Raw genomic sequence first — 16,288 nt, 5'->3', positions numbered from 1 at the left:
CTCAGAACCGTCATCTCCGCCCCTACCATCCGTCCATGACCGAGTGGGGGAACACCATCTCGCAGTCGGCCGGGTCGGGGGATCCGGTGACCGATGCACCTGGCCCGGGCGGCGCTGCGCCGCCCGGGCGCGATGACGGCGACGAACGCTCCGACGAGCGCCTCCTCGCCGCTGCCGCCCGCGGCGACGGCGACGCCTTCGCCGAGCTCTTCCACCGGCACAGCCGGCAGCTGCGCGCGACGGCACTGCGCACGATTCGCGACTACACCGACGCCGAGGACTGCCTGCAGGACGCCATGCTGCGCGCCTACCAGCTCTCGCCGAGCTTTCGCGGCGACTGCAAGGTGGGGAGCTGGCTGCACCGCATCGTCGTCAACGCCTGCCTGGACCGGGCCCGGCGCAATCAGGTGCGGACGTCCCTGCCCATGCCCGACGACGTGAGCGGGCTGGCATCGGACGACGGGCGCGGTGCCGAGGAGCTGGAACGCCGGCTCTCGGTGGAGGCGGCCCTGCGCATGCTGCCCGAGGACCAGCGGGCCGCCGTCGTGGCCGTCGACATGCACGGACTGTCCGTGGCGCAGGCGGCGGAACTGCTCGGCGTGGCGCCCGGCACCGTCAAGAGCCGGCGGGCCCGCGCCCGCGCCCGGCTCGAGCGCCTGCTGCGCTGACCACGGCCCGCGCTCCGACGACGTGTTCTACGACATCCGCACAATATGTACTGCGATCGAGGGAACCGATCGGAGGGCTGGTGCGTCCAATTCATGAGAGGAGGTTTCCGATGCGGAAGGCAGTACCGCCGGCGGACGGCGGTGAGGATGACGAACGGCCCCGTCGTCGCGCGGACGAAGCCCGGCTCGACGCGGCCCTGGCCGAGTACCGCGACCGCACCTATGCGCAGTGGTCGGCCCCGGAGGGCCTCTCGGCCGAGAACCCGCTCGGGGACCGCCGGATCGCGGCCGCGATCCGCGCCGCCCCCGCACCCACGCCGCCGCTGCACCAGCGCCGCTTCCTCCTCGGTGCCGCCGCGGCCGCGGTCAGCGTCCTGGCCGTCACCGTCGCACTGAACACCGTGCGGGACTCACCCGCCCTTCCGGACACCGGCGTGCTCCTGGCCGCCGCCGTCCCCGGCGGAGACCGGGGCCCCTTCGCGGACGCCCGTGCGCTGGCCCGGTGCCTGGACGCCGCGTCGGTCCCGGCCCAGCACCGCACGCTGCTGGGCGCGGGCACGATGCGACTGCGCGGTGATCACGTCACCGTCCTTCTCCTCCCCGGGGGAGCGCTCGGCGAACTGCGAGTGCTCGCCGTGACGGCGGCCTGCGCCTGGGGCGAGGCCTCGTCCGTCCTGGTGCACCGCACGCTCAGCGGCGTCTCGGCGGAGCGCCGGGGCACACCGTAACCTGGACGCCGGGCAGTGCGGGAACATCCAGGGGCCCGCCGCTGTTGGCACACACGTCGGCCCGGGAACACCGGGCGCTTCTTCAAGGGTTGGGTAGGTAGATGACTGCAGCTGGCACCGATATCGCGGACGTGATCATCATCGGATCGGGTCCGGCCGGATACACGGCGGGCGTCTACGCGGGGCGCGCCGAGCTGAAGACGATCCTGTTCGAGGGCACCAACTTCGGCGGCGCACTCATGACCACCACCGAGGTGGAGAACTACCCGGGCTTCCGCGAGGGCATCATGGGCCCGCAGCTGATGGACGAGATGCGCGAGCAGGCCATCCGCTTCGGCGCCGATCTGCGCATGGAGGACGTGGAGTCCGTGCAGCTCGACGGTGAGATCAAGGAGATCGTCACCTCGGAGGGCAGCTACCGCGCCCGCGCCGTGATCCTCGCGATGGGCGCCGCGGCGCGCTACCTCGGCATCCCCGGGGAGGAGGCCCTGCTCGGCCGCGGTGTCAGCGCTTGCGCCACCTGTGACGGCTTCTTCTTCCGCGAACAGGACATCGCGGTGGTCGGCGGCGGCGATTCCGCGATGGAGGAGGCCATCTTCCTCACCAAGTTCGCGAAGTCCGTCACCCTGATCCACCGCAGCGAGAACTTCCGCGCCTCGAAGATCATGCTCGACCGCGCGCGGGCGAACGAGAAGATCCGCTTCCTCACCGATACCAAGGTGAACGCGGTGCAGGGCGAGAAGTCCGTCGAGTCGCTGCTGGTCGAGAACACGGTGACGGGCGCGGTGGAGACTCTCGAGGTCACGGGCCTGTTCGTGGCGATCGGCCACGACCCGCGCTCGGCGCTGGTGGCCGGCCAGGTCACCCTCGACGAGGAGGGTTACGTGCAGGTCGAGGGCCGCAGCACCGCCACCGGAGTGCCCGGTGTCTTCGCCGCGGGCGACCTCGTCGACCACACCTACCGCCAGGCCATCACCGCGGCCGGCAGCGGCTGTTCCGCCGCCATCGACGCCGAGCGCTGGCTCGCGCATCAGCGCACCGCCGCGATCGCCCAGTAAGCCCCCACCCCCTTCCCCGAGGAGAGACATGGCCGACATCGTCACGGTCACCGACGACACCTTCGTCGAGCAGGTCCTGCAGTCCGACAAGCCCGTGCTGGTCGATTTCTGGGCCACCTGGTGCGGCCCCTGCAAGGTGGTCGCGCCGGTGCTGGAGCAGCTCGCCGCCGAGCACGGCGACAAGGTCGTCTTCGCCAAGCTCGAAGTGGACCAGAACCCCGGCACGCAGCGGGACTACCAGGTGCTCAGCATCCCCACGCTGATCCTGTTCCAGGGCGGGAAGCCCACCACCAAGCTGGTGGGGGCGAAGAGCAAGTCCGCCATCCTCAAGGAGCTCGACGGCCTGGTCTGATTCGCCGTCGCGTTGGTCCGTGGGCCCGGAGGCCGTATCGTGTACTCGATTTCCCGACCTGCGAGCGGCCCGCCCGCAGGAAGCTAGCGAAGGGTGCTCCATGCCACGCATCAGCCTCGGTGATCACGGTGGCGCCGTGGCGGAGATCCGCGGAATCCTCGCCGACCAGGGATTCCTCCGGGACTACGTGGCGCCGACGGACCTCGTCGTCAACGGATGGACCGTCCCCGAAGCGGTCTTCGACCGTCGGCTCGATCGCGCCACGCGCGCCTTCCAGCAGCAGCGGGGGCTCCTCGTCGACGGTGTCGTCGGTCCGGCCACGTACCGGGCCCTGCGCGAGTCCACCTACCAACTGGGCGCGCGCACACTGAGCTACATCGCCTCCGCGCCGCCCTCAGGCGACGATGTGGCCGCGCTGCAGGCCCGCCTGCAGAACCTGGGCTTCTACGCCGGCATGATCGACGGTCTCTTCGGTCCGCAGACGCACCTGGGCCTGTCCGCCTACCAGCGCGAGTTCGGGCTCGTCGCCGACGGCATCTGCGGCCCCGCGACGCTGCGCTCGCTGACCTTCCTCGGCTCGCGCGTGACGGGCGGATCGCCGCACGCGATCCGCGAGGAGGAACACGTCCGCAGCTCCGGGCCCCGTCTGTCCGGTAAGCGGATCGTGATCGACCCGGGCCTCGGCGGCCCCGACCGCGGCCTGGCCGTGCAGGGCCCGGACGGCCGGCACATCACGGAGGAGGAGATCCTCTGGGATCTGGGCTCGCGGCTGGAGGGCCGGATGGCCGCCGCCGGCATGGAGACCTACCTGTCCCGTCCGCGGGGCATGGACGCCGACGACAGCACCCGCGCCTACACGGCGAACACCTTCGACGCCGACATGATGATCGCGCTGCGCACCGCGCACTACCGCAACGATCGCGCCCACGGAGTGGCGTCGTTCCACTTCGGCAACTCGCACGGCGCGAGTTCGACCATCGGGCGCAATCTGGCCGGCTTCATCCAGCGCGAGATCGTCGCGCGCACACCTCTGTCCGACTGCCACTACCACGGCCGCACCTGGGACATCGTCCGGCTGACCCGGATGCCCACGGTGCAGATCGACGTCGGCTACGTGACCAACCCGCACGACGCGGCGGTGCTGGCCTCGCCGCAGATGCGCGACACCATCGCCGAGGCGATCCTGGTGGCGGTCAAGCGGCTGTACCTGCTGGGCGAGAACGACCGCCCCACCGGCACGTACACCTTCGCCGAGCTGCTGGAGCTCGAGGAGAACGCCGAGAACCGGGCCTGACGGGCCCGGGCACCGTCGGAGCCTGAACGGCCCCGTACGGCCTCAGCCCTCCCCGGCCCTCCCGACGGGTGCGGCGGCGTCTCCCGTGCCCTCCAGAGCCGTTCTGAGGGCCGCTTCGGCGGCGCCCTCCGCGAGCAACTGCTCGAGGGCGTGCTCGACGCCGGCCTTCCACCCCAGGCCCTCCGAGAGCTCAAGACGCAGCCGGGGGTACCGGTGGTGCGGGGCGACGGTCTCGAAGCCCATCTGCTCCAGGAAGTCGGCGTCCGTCAACGGTGGGGTCTTGCATCCACACGGACCACAATTCAGTTGTGCCACAACATCTTCAGTGAGCATCCCGACCGGCGTGAGCAGTGCGAAGGCCTCCACCGCACGGACGCCGCGACGCACCAGATCGGTGCACACCGCCGTGACCAGCTCCTCCTTGACCCGCACGTCCGTACCCGGTTCGGTACCGACCCAGGTGAGCAGCACAGCGTCGGGGCTGACGGGCGCGGTGGGGAAGTGAACGGCGCGAGGAACACTCCGCGGCGGCGCGTAGAAGGCGACGCCGACGACCCGGGTCGTGCCGTCGACGGAGTGGTCGATCGCGACCTGCCCGCACGAGCCCCACTCGAGCATGAGCATCGACAGCCAGGCTTCCTTGTCGAACTCGGTGTCGGTGAGGGTCTCACCGTCCGGCGCGACCTCCCAGTAGACGCAGCGGCGGATGTGCCGCGGGAGGTCGTCGAAGCCGCCCAGGGTGAGCGGGACGATCGTCAGTGCCATGGTGCATCACTTCTCGGCGAGGAGGGCGACGATCCGTTCGAGGTCATCGGCCGAACCGACCTCGACGACGATCTTTCCCTTCCGCTTGCCCATCGAGACGGTGACCTTGGTGTCGAGCCGGTCCGCGATCCGGTCCGCGACCTCCCGGAGGCCGGGGTCCGCGGGCTGCCGACGCTGCCGGGCGGCGGGGACGACGGTGCCGTCCCCACGGTTCGCGAGGGTGACGGCCTCCTCGGTGGCCCGCACCGACATGCCCTCCGCGACGATCCTGGCGGCGAGCGCGTCCTGGGCCTCGGCGCCGGCCTCCAGCGCGAGGAGCGCGCGCGCATGACCCGCGGAGAGGACGCCGGCGGCGACCCGGCGCTGCACGGCGACGGGGAGGCGCAGGAGCCGGATCGTGTTGGTGACCACCGGCCGCGAGCGTCCGAGGCGGGCGGCGAGCTCGTCGTGCGTCACGCCGAACTCCTCGAGCAGCTGCGCGTAGGCGGCCGCCTCCTCCAGCGGGTTGAGCTGGACGCGGTGGATGTTCTCGAGGAGCGCGTCGCGAAGCATGTCGCCGTCGGCGGTCTCGCGCACGATCGCGGGGATGGCGGTGAGGCCGGCCTCCTGGCTGGCCCGCCAACGGCGCTCGCCCATGACGAGCTGGTAGCGCACGTCGCCCTGCGGGCGGGGGAGCGGCCGGACCACGATCGGCTGCATGAGCCCGAACTCGCGAATGGAGTGGATCAGCTCGGCGAGGCCCTCCTCGTCGAAGACGGTGCGCGGCTGCTGCGGGTTCGGCTGGATCGCCGTCGGCGGGATCTCCCGGTACACCGCGCCGGAGTCCGCGAGGTCCGACGGTGCCTCCCCGCCCTGGGCGCCGGACGGGGCGCCCGTCGGGCGATCGGTGGGGCGGCCGGCCCGGTTGGCCGACGGGGCCTCCGCCCGCGCTCCGATGATCACGTCCGCGGCGGCGTTGCCGAGCCGCGGTCCCTCGTCCGGTCCGGTGGGGATCAGTGCCGCGAGACCACGGCCGAGCCCGCCCTTCTTCTGCCCGGCCACGGTTACACCGCCTGCCCTGCGCCACGGAAGGCGAGTTCTCGGCCGGCATCGAGATAGCTCATCGCTCCGCGCGAACCCGGGTCGTAGTCGAGGACGGTGGTGCCGTAGCCGGGCGCCTCGGAGACCTTGACGCTGCGCGGGATCGTGGCGCTGAGCACGCGCTCGCCGAAGTGGTTGCGGACCTCGGCGGCCACCTGGTCCGCGAGCTTCGTGCGCGCGTCGTACATCGTGAGGAGCACGGTCGAGACGTGCAGGTCCTTGTTCAAGTGCGCCTGCACCAGCTCGATGTTCCGCAGCAGCTGGCCGACGCCCTCCAGCGCGTAGTACTCGCACTGGATCGGAATGAGCACCTCCTTGGCCGCGACGAGCGCGTTCACCGTGAGCAGTCCCAGCGAGGGCGGACAGTCGATGAAGATGTAGTCGATGTCGTCGGCCGCCGCGCTGGCGAGGGCGTTCTTCAGGCGCGTCTCCCGCGCCACCATGCTGACGAGCTCGATCTCCGCGCCGGCCAGGTCGATCGTCGCGGGGACGCAGTAGAGGTTGGGGGAGTGCGGGCTCTGCGCCATCGCCTCCTCCAGCGTGGTCTCGCCGAGCAGGAGCTCGTAGGTCGACGGCACGCCCGAGCGGTGATCGACGCCGAGCGCCGTGCTCGCGTTGCCCTGGGGGTCGAGGTCGACGACGAGGACCCGCAGCCCCTGCAGCGCGAGCGCCGCGGCCAGGTTGACGGCGGTGGTGGTCTTGCCGACGCCACCCTTCTGGTTGGCGATCGTCAGGGTACGACGCTCGGTGGGCTTGGGCAGGGTGCCCGCCGCTCCGGGAGTCAGGACCTGGCTGGCGCGGCGGGCGGCCGCGGCGATCGGGGTGTCGTCTTCAGCGGTTCCACGTGAAACGTCGAAGCCGGATTCGTGATCAGTCACGCGCTCTCCTCAGCAGTTGCCCCTCATCCTAGTTTCTCCGCCGGGGCGCGTCAGCCCGGTACCCATGACCCGTCGTTCAGATCACGTCGTCCGGTCGGTCTCATGGACGGTTCCACGTGAAACAGCGCGTCGGCCTCGACGTCGGCGCGTCCCACCACGCCCCCGCCGTCGTCGACGCTCGCCCGCCATCGCCTCCGACCGGCCCGCTCCGACATCATCCGGAGCCGCCACGCTCTCCGCCGGAGATCGACGCGTCGGAGCCGGCCGTCTCGCCACGGCGCGCTCTCGGTCGGGCAGGCGGCGAGAGTCAGCTGTGCACCGTCGCGTCGTGGTCCGGACGATGCCGCGCAGGCCTGTCGGCACAAGCTCTCACGCGGCCGGCCCCGGCTCGCGGCACGGTGCGGGCCACCGTGCCGGTGCTCGCGCGGTGAAGATCAGCCGCGGCATTCACGGTGTCCCAGGGGGACGCCCGGACATCTTCCCGTCGGCGACCGTGAGTCGCGCTCTGGATGCGCGCTCACACGGACGATCGCCGTCGGACGGGCGGGCCGTCGGTCCATCACACACGCGAGCTGTCCGCGGACCTGATTCTCAGAGCCCCCGCGGGTCGGCACTCGACCTGGCACGTGTTCCACGTGAAACGCTCGACGGCGAGGTCGGTCGAACCGCCGTCTCACCCGGCGCCTCCCAGTGCTGCCGATCGCTCGCCCGAGAGCCTTCGCGCCGGGCGCTGCGATCTCCGATCCCGGCATCGGAATCCGAGCGGCGCGGACGATCGGGGCATCTGTTCCACGTGAAACAGTGACCCTCCTATCCCGGACGCCGCAGATGCCGCAGCGGCACACCTGTACATCGGCGCCCACACGCGAGCGGGACTGCTCGCCTCCCGCGGCTATCCGACAGTCGTCGGACCGACGACGCGGACAGCCGGCACGCGCTCTCAGCTCGCCGCGCCGGCACGCCCCCGTCTGCTGAACCCGCGCCGCTCACGCCCACCACCTCTGGCGAGGTCCCACCGCAATCGGCTCATCCGTCGATGACCTGTGCCCGCGGCGGAGATCAGAGCGCCGGTCAACACACCGTATGCGACGCCGCAGCACGCACGGGTCCACGAGGAATCGCCATTCGGAGGCCCAGGGGAGGGGACCCGTTCGACGCGGCACCGCCCGCGAGCGCAGGGGCGAGCACCGTGGCCGGGCCCTCGGCCCGTTCCATTGCGGCGTCGAGACTTCCTGACCGGTGCCGTCGGACGCGGGCGCTGCCTCGCCCGAAGTGTCGCCGGGAGGCGCGGTGTACTGCCCACGGCGAACGGCACGGGACGGATCGGTCGTGGCACACTGCTCCGGCTCCGTCGACGGACAAGCCCCGTCTACTCACGCCACGCACCGCGTTCCGCTCCCGGGAAGACACCGATCCGCAGTCGCGCCGGCACGCCGTACTCACCGACGACGGGCGGGCGATCGGTCATCCACAGAGCAGTCCGTCCAGACCCGTCGCCACACCGCGGTCCCCGCGGGAGCACTCCGCACGGCAGCAGACATCCCGGCATTGGCACGACACCCACATACCGTCTCACCCCTTCCCGAGCCGTACCCCGGCCCCCGCATTCGTATCGCCGTAGCGGCGTCATCGCCTCGGCAGCGACGACAGCTCCGGCACGAGTCGCTCCCCAGCCCGACCGCTATCGGTATCGTTCCCGCGCCCGCTCGACATCGACGACGCCGCGGTCGCGTCCTAGGAACGTGTGCGCCCACCGGAGCCCGCAGGGGCCGGCCGAGTTCGGGCGCCTCCCTTCGTCGACGCATGTGCATCCGGACGACACTGTGGACCCACCCAGCCGGACAGTCCGCCGCATGGCGGGATACAGCAGCCAGTGGATACCACCGTCACCCCCAAGAGTTCGACTCGGGATCGCCGGCACCGCGGTCGGGGGAGGAGAGACCCGGTCGCCTCGTTTCACGTGAAACCCACGCCCCGCATCTCGCGATCCTGTGATCTCCTCGCCCGAGGGCGACGGCGAACCTCTGGTGCTCCGCAACGTGCGCCGCCACCACGGCCCCGCACGTCGACCCGAAGGCGGGCAAGCCCCGCGGCCGGCGGATCGGGACGTCAGCCCGACGCCCGACAACGCCCGCCTCCCCAGCGGAGTTCAGCGCGTCCGCACCCCTCCACCGTCACCGGCGGGCGGGCGAACAGATCCCGGAGTGACGCCTCCCGGCACACCGCTTCGGTAGCTTCCAGCACCGGCCGGGGCGCGCGGATCATCTCAGTGCCGAGGGCCTTCCATCCGACGCGCGGACACCTCGCGCTACGGTCGACGAACGTCCCGCATGTTCGAGCGTTCCACGCGGTGCTTCGGACCGGCTCCGTCCTGACAACACGATCCGGCCGGGGGAGTCATGGCATCCACACGCCACGGATCATCCCGCCACCCATGCTCCGAACCGCAGTCGCCGGGCGCCCTCTAAACCGACGCAGACCCGAGTCCACTCATCGATCTCCGCTCCAATGCCAGCGCGGCCGGGCTCGGCGTCGTATCCAGACTCGCCGGCGAGTCCGGCGGACATCTCGTCGAGCTCCGCCCGACAACGCCACGGGAGGCCGGCAAGTTCGAGCGGTAACGACGCGAGCGAGAGGCCGGTCCGCCGTCTCACGCCGACCGGAATCGACCGACCGCGTGGCGCCAGACAGGTACGTCCGTCTCATTCCGAGGCCGGCCGAGCCTCACAATTCCCGCCACAGCCAAGCCTAGCGTCACGTGTCGAAACGGCCGGTGGGTGGTTGGGCACCCACAGACCGTGCCGCAAATGACCGTTTCCGATCAGCGTCGCGACTTCGCGCGCTTCCTCGGAGCCACCGCTCGCCGCACTGCACGCACGACGGTGGTCGCCGGATCGACGATGCCGACACCGCAGAGCACCACTTCCGGCTCACGCAGCCCGGCCTTGGAGAGGACCGCGCTGTGCTCCTCGATCTCCTCGGCGGCACGCGACCCCTTCAGTGCCAACAATCGTCCGCCATCGCGGAGGAGGGGAGCGGACCACGGGGCGAGCTTCGGGAACCCGGAGACGGCACGAGAGGTCACCGCGTCGGCACCACCCACCGCGTCGACGACCGCGCGCTCCTCCGCGCGCCCCCGGACCACCCGGACGTTGGGCAGGCGCGGTCCGCAGAACTCCTCGAGGAAGACCGCGCGACGCAGCAGCGGCTCCACCAAGATCACCTCGACGTCGGGCCGGGCGATGGCGACCGGGACGCCGGGCAGGCCGGCACCGCTCCCGATGTCCACGAGCGTCTCACCGGGCTCGAGGAGCTCGCCGAGCACCGCGCAGTTAAGCACGTGCCGCTCCCACAGCCGCGGCACCTCCCGGGGGCCGATGAGCCCGCGGACCACCCCGTCTGTGGCGAGGACCCGGGCGTACTCCTCGGCGAGCTCCAGACGATCACCGAAGACCTGCCGCGCGACCGGGGGAGTGGGAGGCAGGTCCGCCGCCGTACCGCCGCCGGACGCGTCCGTCACCTCGTCGCGCTGTTCCACGTGAAACCTCTCCTGTCACACAGCCGTCTTCCGTTCGGGCATCTCACCCGGAAACGACGATGGGCCCCAGGCGCACGGCCCGGGACCCATCGTTCACCTGAAACCAGTCTAGGCGCTGGGCAGCACCACGACGCGACGGTTGGGCTCCGCGCCCTCGCTCTCCGACCGCACACCGTCGACCTTCGCGACGGCATCGTGGACGATCTTGCGCTCGAACGGCGTCATCGGCTTGAGCGACTCCTTCTCGCCCGACTCGACGACCCGCTTGGCCACCTCGGTGCCGAGCGCCGACAGCCGCGTGCGCCGACCCGCGCGCCAACCGGCGATGTCCAGCATGAGGCGGCTACGGTCGCCGGTGGACTGCTGCACCGCGAGGCGGGTCAGCTCCTGCAGGGCGTCGAGCACCTCACCGCGCGGCCCGACCAGCTTGGTGAGATCGTCGCCGCCGTCGATCGCGACGATCGCGCGGCCACCCTCCACATCGAGGTCGATATCGCCGTCGAAATCGAGGATGTCGAGCAGCTGCTCGAGGTAGTCGGCGGCAATCTCGCCCTCCTCGACCAGCTCGTCGTCCTCGTCCGCGGGGCTCTCGGCCGGCGCCTCCGCGGTCGCGGTCTGCTCCTCCTCGACGGTCACGTCGTCAGGCATGGGTACTCCTTGGGAATTCGATCATCAGGGGTTCGTGGCGCGCGCTCAGCGCTTGCGCTTGCGGTTCCGGTTGCGCTGCTGCTGGTTGCGCTGCTGCTGCCGGGCGTTCGCGGCCGGGTGCTGGGGCCTGGGCTTGGCTCCGGGGGCGGGCTTCGACGGTGCCTCATCCTCCGCGGGCGCCTCGGCATCGTCGGACTCCGTGGTCTCGGCGGCCTTCGTCACCGCGGGCGCGGCGGCGCCACCCTTCTTGGGCTTCACGCCGGGCTTGGGGGCGTTCTCCGCACGCTTCTCCTGGGCGAGGCGCTTCTTCTCCTCTTCCTCCTTGTCGAGCTTGCCGAAGACGATGTGCTGCTGGCAGTACGTCCAGATGTTCTGGGTGACCCAGTAGATCAGGATCGCGACGGGCAGGAAGAAGCCACCGACGAGCACACCGATGGGGAAGACCCACAGCATGAGGCGGTTCATGATGGCCGTCTGCGGGTTGTCCAGCGAGGCCACGGGCTGGCGGGCGATCGAGGCACGCGAGTTGAAGTGCGTCGCCAGTGCGGCGATGATCATCAGCGGCACGGACAGCGCGATGATCCAGGACTTCTGGAAGTTCGGCTCGATGTACGCGAGATCCGGACCCACCGGCATGAAGGCCTGGAACTGTGCGACGGGTTCCTGCACGTACGAGGAGAGCGGGACGCCGAAGAGCCGCGCGTCGAGGAAGCTCTGCACATCGGTGGCGGAGAAGAAGTAGTTGGCGGTGTGCCGGGTCTCGTAGGCGTTCATGTCGGGCGAGCCGAACATCTGTGCCGTACCGCCGCTCATCCGGTTGAACGAGCGGAGCACGTGGAACAGGCCGATGAACACCGGCACCTGCAGCAGCGCGGGCAGGCAGCCGAGCAGCGGGTTGAAGCCGTGCTCCTTCTGCAGCTTCTGCATCTCCAGGGCCATCTTCTGACGGTCCTTGCCGTACTTCTTCCGCAGGGCCTGCATCTGCGGCTGGAACTCCTGCATCTGCCGCGTCGTCCGGATCTGCTTGACGAAGGGCTTGTACAGGATCGCGCGCAGGGTGAGCACGAGGAAGACCACGGAGAGGGCCCACGTAATGCCGCTGTCGGGGCCGAGGCCGGGCACGAAGGAGAAGACCTTGTGCCAGACCCACATGATGCCCGACACCGGGTAGTACACGTAGTCCAAGGACATCGGATTGAAACTTGACACGGGGCGGTGCTCCTTGCCGATCTGTTCTTCGAGAGGTTCGTGAGCGCGGACATTCGCGCATCGAGCGGTGAAAGCCGTTGGCGGCGAAGGTCAGTCCGGAACGGGATCCCAGCCGCCGCGGTGCCACGGCCCGCACTTGAGCAGGCGAATGGTACTGAGGTACACGCCCCGCACCGCGCCGTGTGCCGAAAGGGCTTCCACCGCATACTCACTGCAGGTGGGGATGAACCGGCAGGTGGGCGGGCGCATGGGGGAGATCCAGGTTCGGTACAGCTGTACCGCGAAGATCAATGCCCGCCGCGGCGCCGCGCGTACCGTGCTCCCGGCGCCCGCCGGCGTTCTCTCGCTCACAAGGCGCCCAACTTCGTCAGGCCCGAACGCAGTTGCGCTGCCAGCTCGTTCGCATCGTCATCTGCCGCCGCACGCAGCGCTCGGACCACGACGAGGGCACCGTCGTCGAGTTGCCCGGTGACGGCGGCGGCAGCGGCGCGCAGCCTGCGGGCGACCGCATGGCGGACCACCGCGTTACCCACGGCCTTCGAGACGATCAGCCCGACCCGCGGTGCCGGGATGACCGGATCGAGTCCGGACACGACGAGGCCCGGTCCCCCCTCGAGAGCGGGAACCGGGCGGTCATGAGCAGCCGGATCGGTCCTGTTCGCCACGTGCACCACGATGGACCGACGACCCGTGCGCCGCCCACCCTTGACCGCCGCGCTGAAGTCGCGCGACGAACTCATGCGGTTGCGAGCGGGTAACACGGCGTGCCTTCCTTCTCCATCCCCCTTACAACAGCTCCACTTCGCCTGGACGGACCGGTGCGCGGTGGCGCTACGCGAGAGGAAAAATCAGGCCGTCAGCTTCGCGCGACCCTTGGTACGACGCGCGGAGACGATGGCGCGCCCGGCACGGGTGCGCATACGAAGACGGAAGCCGTGCACCCGCGCGCGGCGACGGTTGTTCGGCTGGAACGTCCGCTTGCCCTTGGCCACGGTGACACTCCTTGTTCAGTGGACGGTGCGGGGTGCACCGTCGATCGATGGACGGAAACTTCTTCGGCGGCACATGAAGCTCGACCTGAGGTCGAACTCGACCGACGAATCGGTGTGCGCACAGACCGGTCAAGACTACTTATACCCGCTGACAAGGTCAAACCGACACCCGCGAGGACGCGTGACGCGTCTCACAATCGGTGTTAGACGACACGCCGAGAATCCGCGACATCCCACCGTCGCCTGCGGGTATGTGCTTCATCTTGAGGACCGCGCTCCACTCTGTTAACTTTGCCGAATGCGATTGCTGAGCACGGCCACGGCACCCCGTGACCCCCGAGCACGGCAGCCCCGGACCGATCGGTGCCGGGCGTGTAGCGGAGTCGGTTCCGAACCGTAGCCCGATTTCCTTAGGACGCTGAGCAAATAGTCCTCCTACCTCGACGTTCACGGCCGGAGCACGTGGCCGACAACACCTGTACGCCGGGTCTTCCACACCTGTGGATAAACCTGTGGAGTACAGTTCTTTCGCAGGTCGGGTGGGGTGCAGTTTGCACAGCTCGACGATCGATGTGTGAACGAGTACGCCGGACGCAAGCCGGGACGGCTGGCTACGAACCCGGTGTGGAGGACCTGATGACCGTTGATCCGCTGATCGAGACGTGGACCGCCGTGGTCGACGAACTCTGCGGAGACAACACCGATCGCACCCTCACCAAGCAGGAGAAGGCCTGGCTGAAGCTGGTACAGCCGTTGACCTTGACCGAGGGCTTCGCGCTCGTAGCGGTGCCCTCGCAGTTGATGAAGGACGCGATCGAGCGCAGCCTCCGCGAGCCGCTCGTCGCCGCTCTCACCACCCGGCTCGGCCAGGACGTCGAGCTCGGCGTCCGGATCTCGCCCGATGCCATGCCCCCGGTCGCGCCCGCCGCGTCACCGGTCGTCACGGAGGTGCCGACGGGGCCGAGCACGGCCGATCTCGCCGTTCCCATCAGCGAGATCACCGCCGGCATGCCCGGCGCACCGTCACCGTCGGTCCAGCTGCCCCCGCCGATGACCGGCCCGGCCGCCAACGGCGCGGCGATGACCGGATCGTCGGGCTCGAGCCTGAACCAGAAGTACACCTTCGAGACCTTCGTGATCGGCGCCTCGAATCGGTTCGCGCACGCGGCGGCGTTCGCCGTGGCGGAGGCCCCTGCCCGCGCGTACAACCCTCTCTTCATCTGGGGCGAGTCCGGGCTCGGCAAGACCCACCTGCTGCACGCCGCCGGCCATTACGCACGGCGGCTCTTCCCCGGGATGCGCGTGAAGTACGTCTCCACGGAGGAGTTCACGAACGACTTCATCAACTCGCTCAAGGACGACCGGCAGGTCCAGTTCAAGCAGCGCTACCGCGACGTGGACATCCTGCTGGTGGACGACATCCAGTTCCTCGAGGGCAAGCTGGGTATCCAGGAGGAGTTCTTCCACACCTTCAACACGCTGCACAACGCGAACAAGCAGATCGTGATCTCCTCCGACCGCCCGCCGAAACAGCTGGCGACGCTGGAGGATCGGCTGCGCACCCGGTTCGAGTGGGGCCTGATCACCGATGTCCAGCCGCCCGAGCTGGAGATCCGGATGGCGATCCTGCTCAAGAAGGCGCAGATGGAGCGGATCCACGTGCCACCGGACGTGCTCGAACTCATCGCCACCCGCATCGACCGCAACATCCGCGAGCTCGAGGGCGCGCTCATCCGCGTGACGGCGTTCGCCTCGCTCACGCAGACCGACGTGACCTACGAGCTCGCCGAGATGGTGCTGCGCGATCTGGTGCCGGACACCACGACCATCGAGATCTCCTCCAGCACCATCCTTTCGGTGGTGGCGGAGTACTTCGAGATCTCCGTGGCAGACCTCAAGGGCACCGAGCGGGCGCGCGCCGTGACGCACGCGCGGCAGATCGCGATGTACCTGTGCCGTGAGCTGACGGAGCTTTCGCTGCCGAAGATCGGACAGATCTTCGACCGTGACCACACCACCGTCATGTACGCCGAGCGCAAGATCCGCAAGGAGATGCCCGAGCGGCGCCGGGTCTACGACCAGGTGCAGGAGCTCACGACGCGCGTCAAGCGCCGCAGCCAGTAGCCGCGGCGCCCGGCGTCAGCGGCCGGCGGTGCAGATCAGCGGTCCGCCGGAACCGTCGGCGCTGTTCTGCCGCGCGATCGTGGCACCGTCGCGGGTGATCGTGCAGCCCACGTCCCCCGTATAGCCGAGCACCGTGACCGTCACCAGGATCGCGTCCGAGGTGAACTCCTTCGACCACGGGAGCGGTTGCGTACCGAAGAGGTCCGTATCGGGGACGCCGACGGTGACGAGTTGGGCCGTGCCGGTGCCCGTCACCTCCACCCGCCACTTCCGCGCGTTCGGCCCGGTCGTGGAGCCGCCCCCGAGGATGGGCGGGATCGAGATGCCCGACGGCACGCCGCTGGGCAGGGTGATGCCACTCGGCCTGCTGCTCGTCGTGGTCGTGGGTTGCGTCGTGGTGGTCCCCTCGGACGCCGTGTTCGACGGTCCGCCGCTGGTCGCCACGAGCGCCACGATGACGGCCAGGACGAGGGCGAAGACCACCGCGGTCAGGGCGATCCACAGGAGCTTGCGGTTCCCGCCTCCGCCCGAGCCGTCACCGGGCCCCGAAGGCCCGCCAGGACCGCCCGGCGGGCCCTGCGGCGGCGGCCCGCCGTACTGGGCGTACTGATCGCCGTAGGCACCCTGTGCGTAGCCGAGCTGATAGCCACCGTCGTACTGCTCGGTGGGCGGCTCCGGGCGCTCGTATCCGCGTGTGGGTCTGGGCACGTTCCCGCCCTGCTGCCCGGGCGGGTAGTTCTGGCCGCCGGGGTGCTCTCCAGGGCGCTGTGGATCCGGATATCCCATGGTCACACCGTACGCGCCGAGCCCCGCGCCGAGAACTGTGGATTACTCACCAGTACTGCACACAGCCTGTGGATGAATCCCCGAAAACCCAGGAGTGACCTGGGGAGAGTTCATCCACAGGTTTCCACAGACCGGATTCCTCACCAATTACACGGATGTAGTTCCACA

16 protein-coding genes are annotated in these 16,288 nt (G+C 69.8%); 6 read left to right on the top strand and 10 right to left on the bottom strand.

Going from position 1 to position 16,288, the window contains the following annotated elements:
- Positions 1–35 precede the first annotated feature (35 nt).
- The 5 genes from sigM (at position 36) to AC21LY_RS00390 (ending at position 4,100) form a co-directional block, all read left to right on the top strand.
- Positions 36–668 carry an RNA polymerase sigma factor SigM gene (gene sigM / locus AC21LY_RS00410; RefSeq protein ID WP_489044145.1) on the top strand — a complete coding sequence of 211 codons (633 nt, stop codon included), beginning with the start codon at positions 36–38 and terminating at the stop codon, positions 666–668.
- Positions 669–778: 110 nt separating this feature from the next.
- A complete protein-coding gene (locus AC21LY_RS00405) occupies positions 779–1,396 on the top strand; it encodes a hypothetical protein (protein ID WP_489044144.1) in 618 nt (205 codons plus the stop codon).
- Positions 1,397–1,497: 101 nt separating this feature from the next.
- Complete coding sequence (trxB, locus tag AC21LY_RS00400) at positions 1,498–2,454, top strand: thioredoxin-disulfide reductase (RefSeq protein ID WP_489044143.1); 957 nt, start codon at positions 1,498–1,500, stop codon at positions 2,452–2,454.
- A gap of 28 nt (positions 2,455–2,482) precedes the next feature.
- Complete coding sequence (gene trxA / locus AC21LY_RS00395) at positions 2,483–2,806, top strand: thioredoxin (protein WP_489044142.1); 324 nt, start codon at positions 2,483–2,485, stop codon at positions 2,804–2,806.
- 100 nt (positions 2,807–2,906) lie between these two features.
- Complete coding sequence (locus tag AC21LY_RS00390) at positions 2,907–4,100, top strand: N-acetylmuramoyl-L-alanine amidase (RefSeq protein ID WP_489044141.1); 1,194 nt, start codon at positions 2,907–2,909, stop codon at positions 4,098–4,100.
- Positions 4,101–4,142: 42 nt separating this feature from the next.
- Here AC21LY_RS00390 and AC21LY_RS00385 read toward each other — a convergent pair whose 3' ends face one another.
- From AC21LY_RS00385 to rpmH, 9 genes are all read right to left on the bottom strand, one after another.
- A complete protein-coding gene (locus AC21LY_RS00385; RefSeq protein ID WP_489044140.1) occupies positions 4,143–4,865 on the bottom strand; it encodes a GNAT family N-acetyltransferase in 723 nt (240 codons plus the stop codon).
- Positions 4,866–4,871: 6 nt separating this feature from the next.
- On the bottom strand, positions 4,872–5,906 hold the full coding sequence (locus AC21LY_RS00380) for a ParB/RepB/Spo0J family partition protein (RefSeq protein ID WP_489044139.1): 1,035 nt from the start codon (positions 5,904–5,906) through the stop codon (positions 4,872–4,874).
- A gap of 2 nt (positions 5,907–5,908) precedes the next feature.
- Entirely contained in the window at positions 5,909–6,823 is a 915-nt protein-coding gene (locus AC21LY_RS00375; RefSeq protein ID WP_489044138.1) for a ParA family protein, read from the bottom strand.
- 2,821 nt (positions 6,824–9,644) lie between these two features.
- Positions 9,645–10,343 carry a 16S rRNA (guanine(527)-N(7))-methyltransferase RsmG gene (gene rsmG / locus AC21LY_RS00370; protein WP_489045391.1) on the bottom strand — a complete coding sequence of 233 codons (699 nt, stop codon included), beginning with the start codon at positions 10,341–10,343 and terminating at the stop codon, positions 9,645–9,647.
- Positions 10,344–10,469: 126 nt separating this feature from the next.
- Positions 10,470–11,009 (bottom strand): Jag family protein, encoded by a 540-nt coding sequence (locus AC21LY_RS00365; RefSeq protein ID WP_489044137.1) that lies wholly within the window; start codon positions 11,007–11,009, stop codon positions 10,470–10,472.
- A 45-nt stretch (positions 11,010–11,054) separates the two neighbouring features.
- Positions 11,055–12,200, bottom strand: coding sequence for a membrane protein insertase YidC (yidC, locus tag AC21LY_RS00360; protein WP_489044136.1), 1,146 nt, complete (start codon positions 12,198–12,200; stop codon positions 11,055–11,057).
- A 108-nt stretch (positions 12,201–12,308) separates the two neighbouring features.
- Positions 12,309–12,569, bottom strand: coding sequence for a membrane protein insertion efficiency factor YidD (gene yidD, locus AC21LY_RS00355; protein WP_489044135.1), 261 nt, complete (start codon positions 12,567–12,569; stop codon positions 12,309–12,311).
- Positions 12,566–12,979, bottom strand: coding sequence for a ribonuclease P protein component (gene rnpA, locus AC21LY_RS00350; protein ID WP_489044134.1), 414 nt, complete (start codon positions 12,977–12,979; stop codon positions 12,566–12,568). Before rnpA ends, yidD begins: the two co-directional genes overlap by 4 nt.
- A gap of 87 nt (positions 12,980–13,066) precedes the next feature.
- Positions 13,067–13,210 carry a 50S ribosomal protein L34 gene (gene rpmH, locus AC21LY_RS00345; protein ID WP_068526256.1) on the bottom strand — a complete coding sequence of 48 codons (144 nt, stop codon included), beginning with the start codon at positions 13,208–13,210 and terminating at the stop codon, positions 13,067–13,069.
- A gap of 636 nt (positions 13,211–13,846) precedes the next feature.
- Here rpmH and dnaA point away from each other — a divergent pair.
- Entirely contained in the window at positions 13,847–15,334 is a 1,488-nt protein-coding gene (gene dnaA / locus AC21LY_RS00340; RefSeq protein WP_489044133.1) for a chromosomal replication initiator protein DnaA, read from the top strand.
- Between the two features lie 15 nt (positions 15,335–15,349).
- On the opposite strand, the gene AC21LY_RS00335 is transcribed toward dnaA, so the two are convergent.
- A complete protein-coding gene (locus AC21LY_RS00335; protein ID WP_489044132.1) occupies positions 15,350–16,120 on the bottom strand; it encodes a hypothetical protein in 771 nt (256 codons plus the stop codon).
- Positions 16,121–16,288 lie beyond the last annotated feature (168 nt).

This window comes from Tsukamurella sp. II2bb (assembly GCF_057815145.1).
Note: the sequence above shows the minus strand (reverse complement) of the source record. Positions and strands in the feature narration are given on the sequence as shown.

Excerpts from the sequence above, each read along its gene's own strand:
- trxB (WP_489044143.1), top strand. The coding sequence starts at position 1,498 with ATGACTGCAGCTGGCACCGATATCGCGGACGTGATCATCATCGGATCG.
- sigM (WP_489044145.1), top strand. The coding sequence starts at position 36 with ATGACCGAGTGGGGGAACACCATCTCGCAGTCGGCCGGGTCGGGGGAT.
- yidC (WP_489044136.1), bottom strand. The coding sequence starts at position 12,200 with ATGTCCTTGGACTACGTGTACTACCCGGTGTCGGGCATCATGTGGGTC.
- AC21LY_RS00390 (WP_489044141.1), top strand. The coding sequence starts at position 2,907 with ATGCCACGCATCAGCCTCGGTGATCACGGTGGCGCCGTGGCGGAGATC.
- AC21LY_RS00335 (WP_489044132.1), bottom strand. The coding sequence starts at position 16,120 with ATGGGATATCCGGATCCACAGCGCCCTGGAGAGCACCCCGGCGGCCAG.
- dnaA (WP_489044133.1), top strand. The coding sequence starts at position 13,847 with ATGACCGTTGATCCGCTGATCGAGACGTGGACCGCCGTGGTCGACGAA.
- trxA (WP_489044142.1), top strand. The coding sequence starts at position 2,483 with ATGGCCGACATCGTCACGGTCACCGACGACACCTTCGTCGAGCAGGTC.
- AC21LY_RS00365 (WP_489044137.1), bottom strand. The coding sequence starts at position 11,009 with ATGCCTGACGACGTGACCGTCGAGGAGGAGCAGACCGCGACCGCGGAG.
- AC21LY_RS00385 (WP_489044140.1), bottom strand. The coding sequence starts at position 4,865 with ATGGCACTGACGATCGTCCCGCTCACCCTGGGCGGCTTCGACGACCTC.
- AC21LY_RS00405 (WP_489044144.1), top strand. The coding sequence starts at position 779 with ATGCGGAAGGCAGTACCGCCGGCGGACGGCGGTGAGGATGACGAACGG.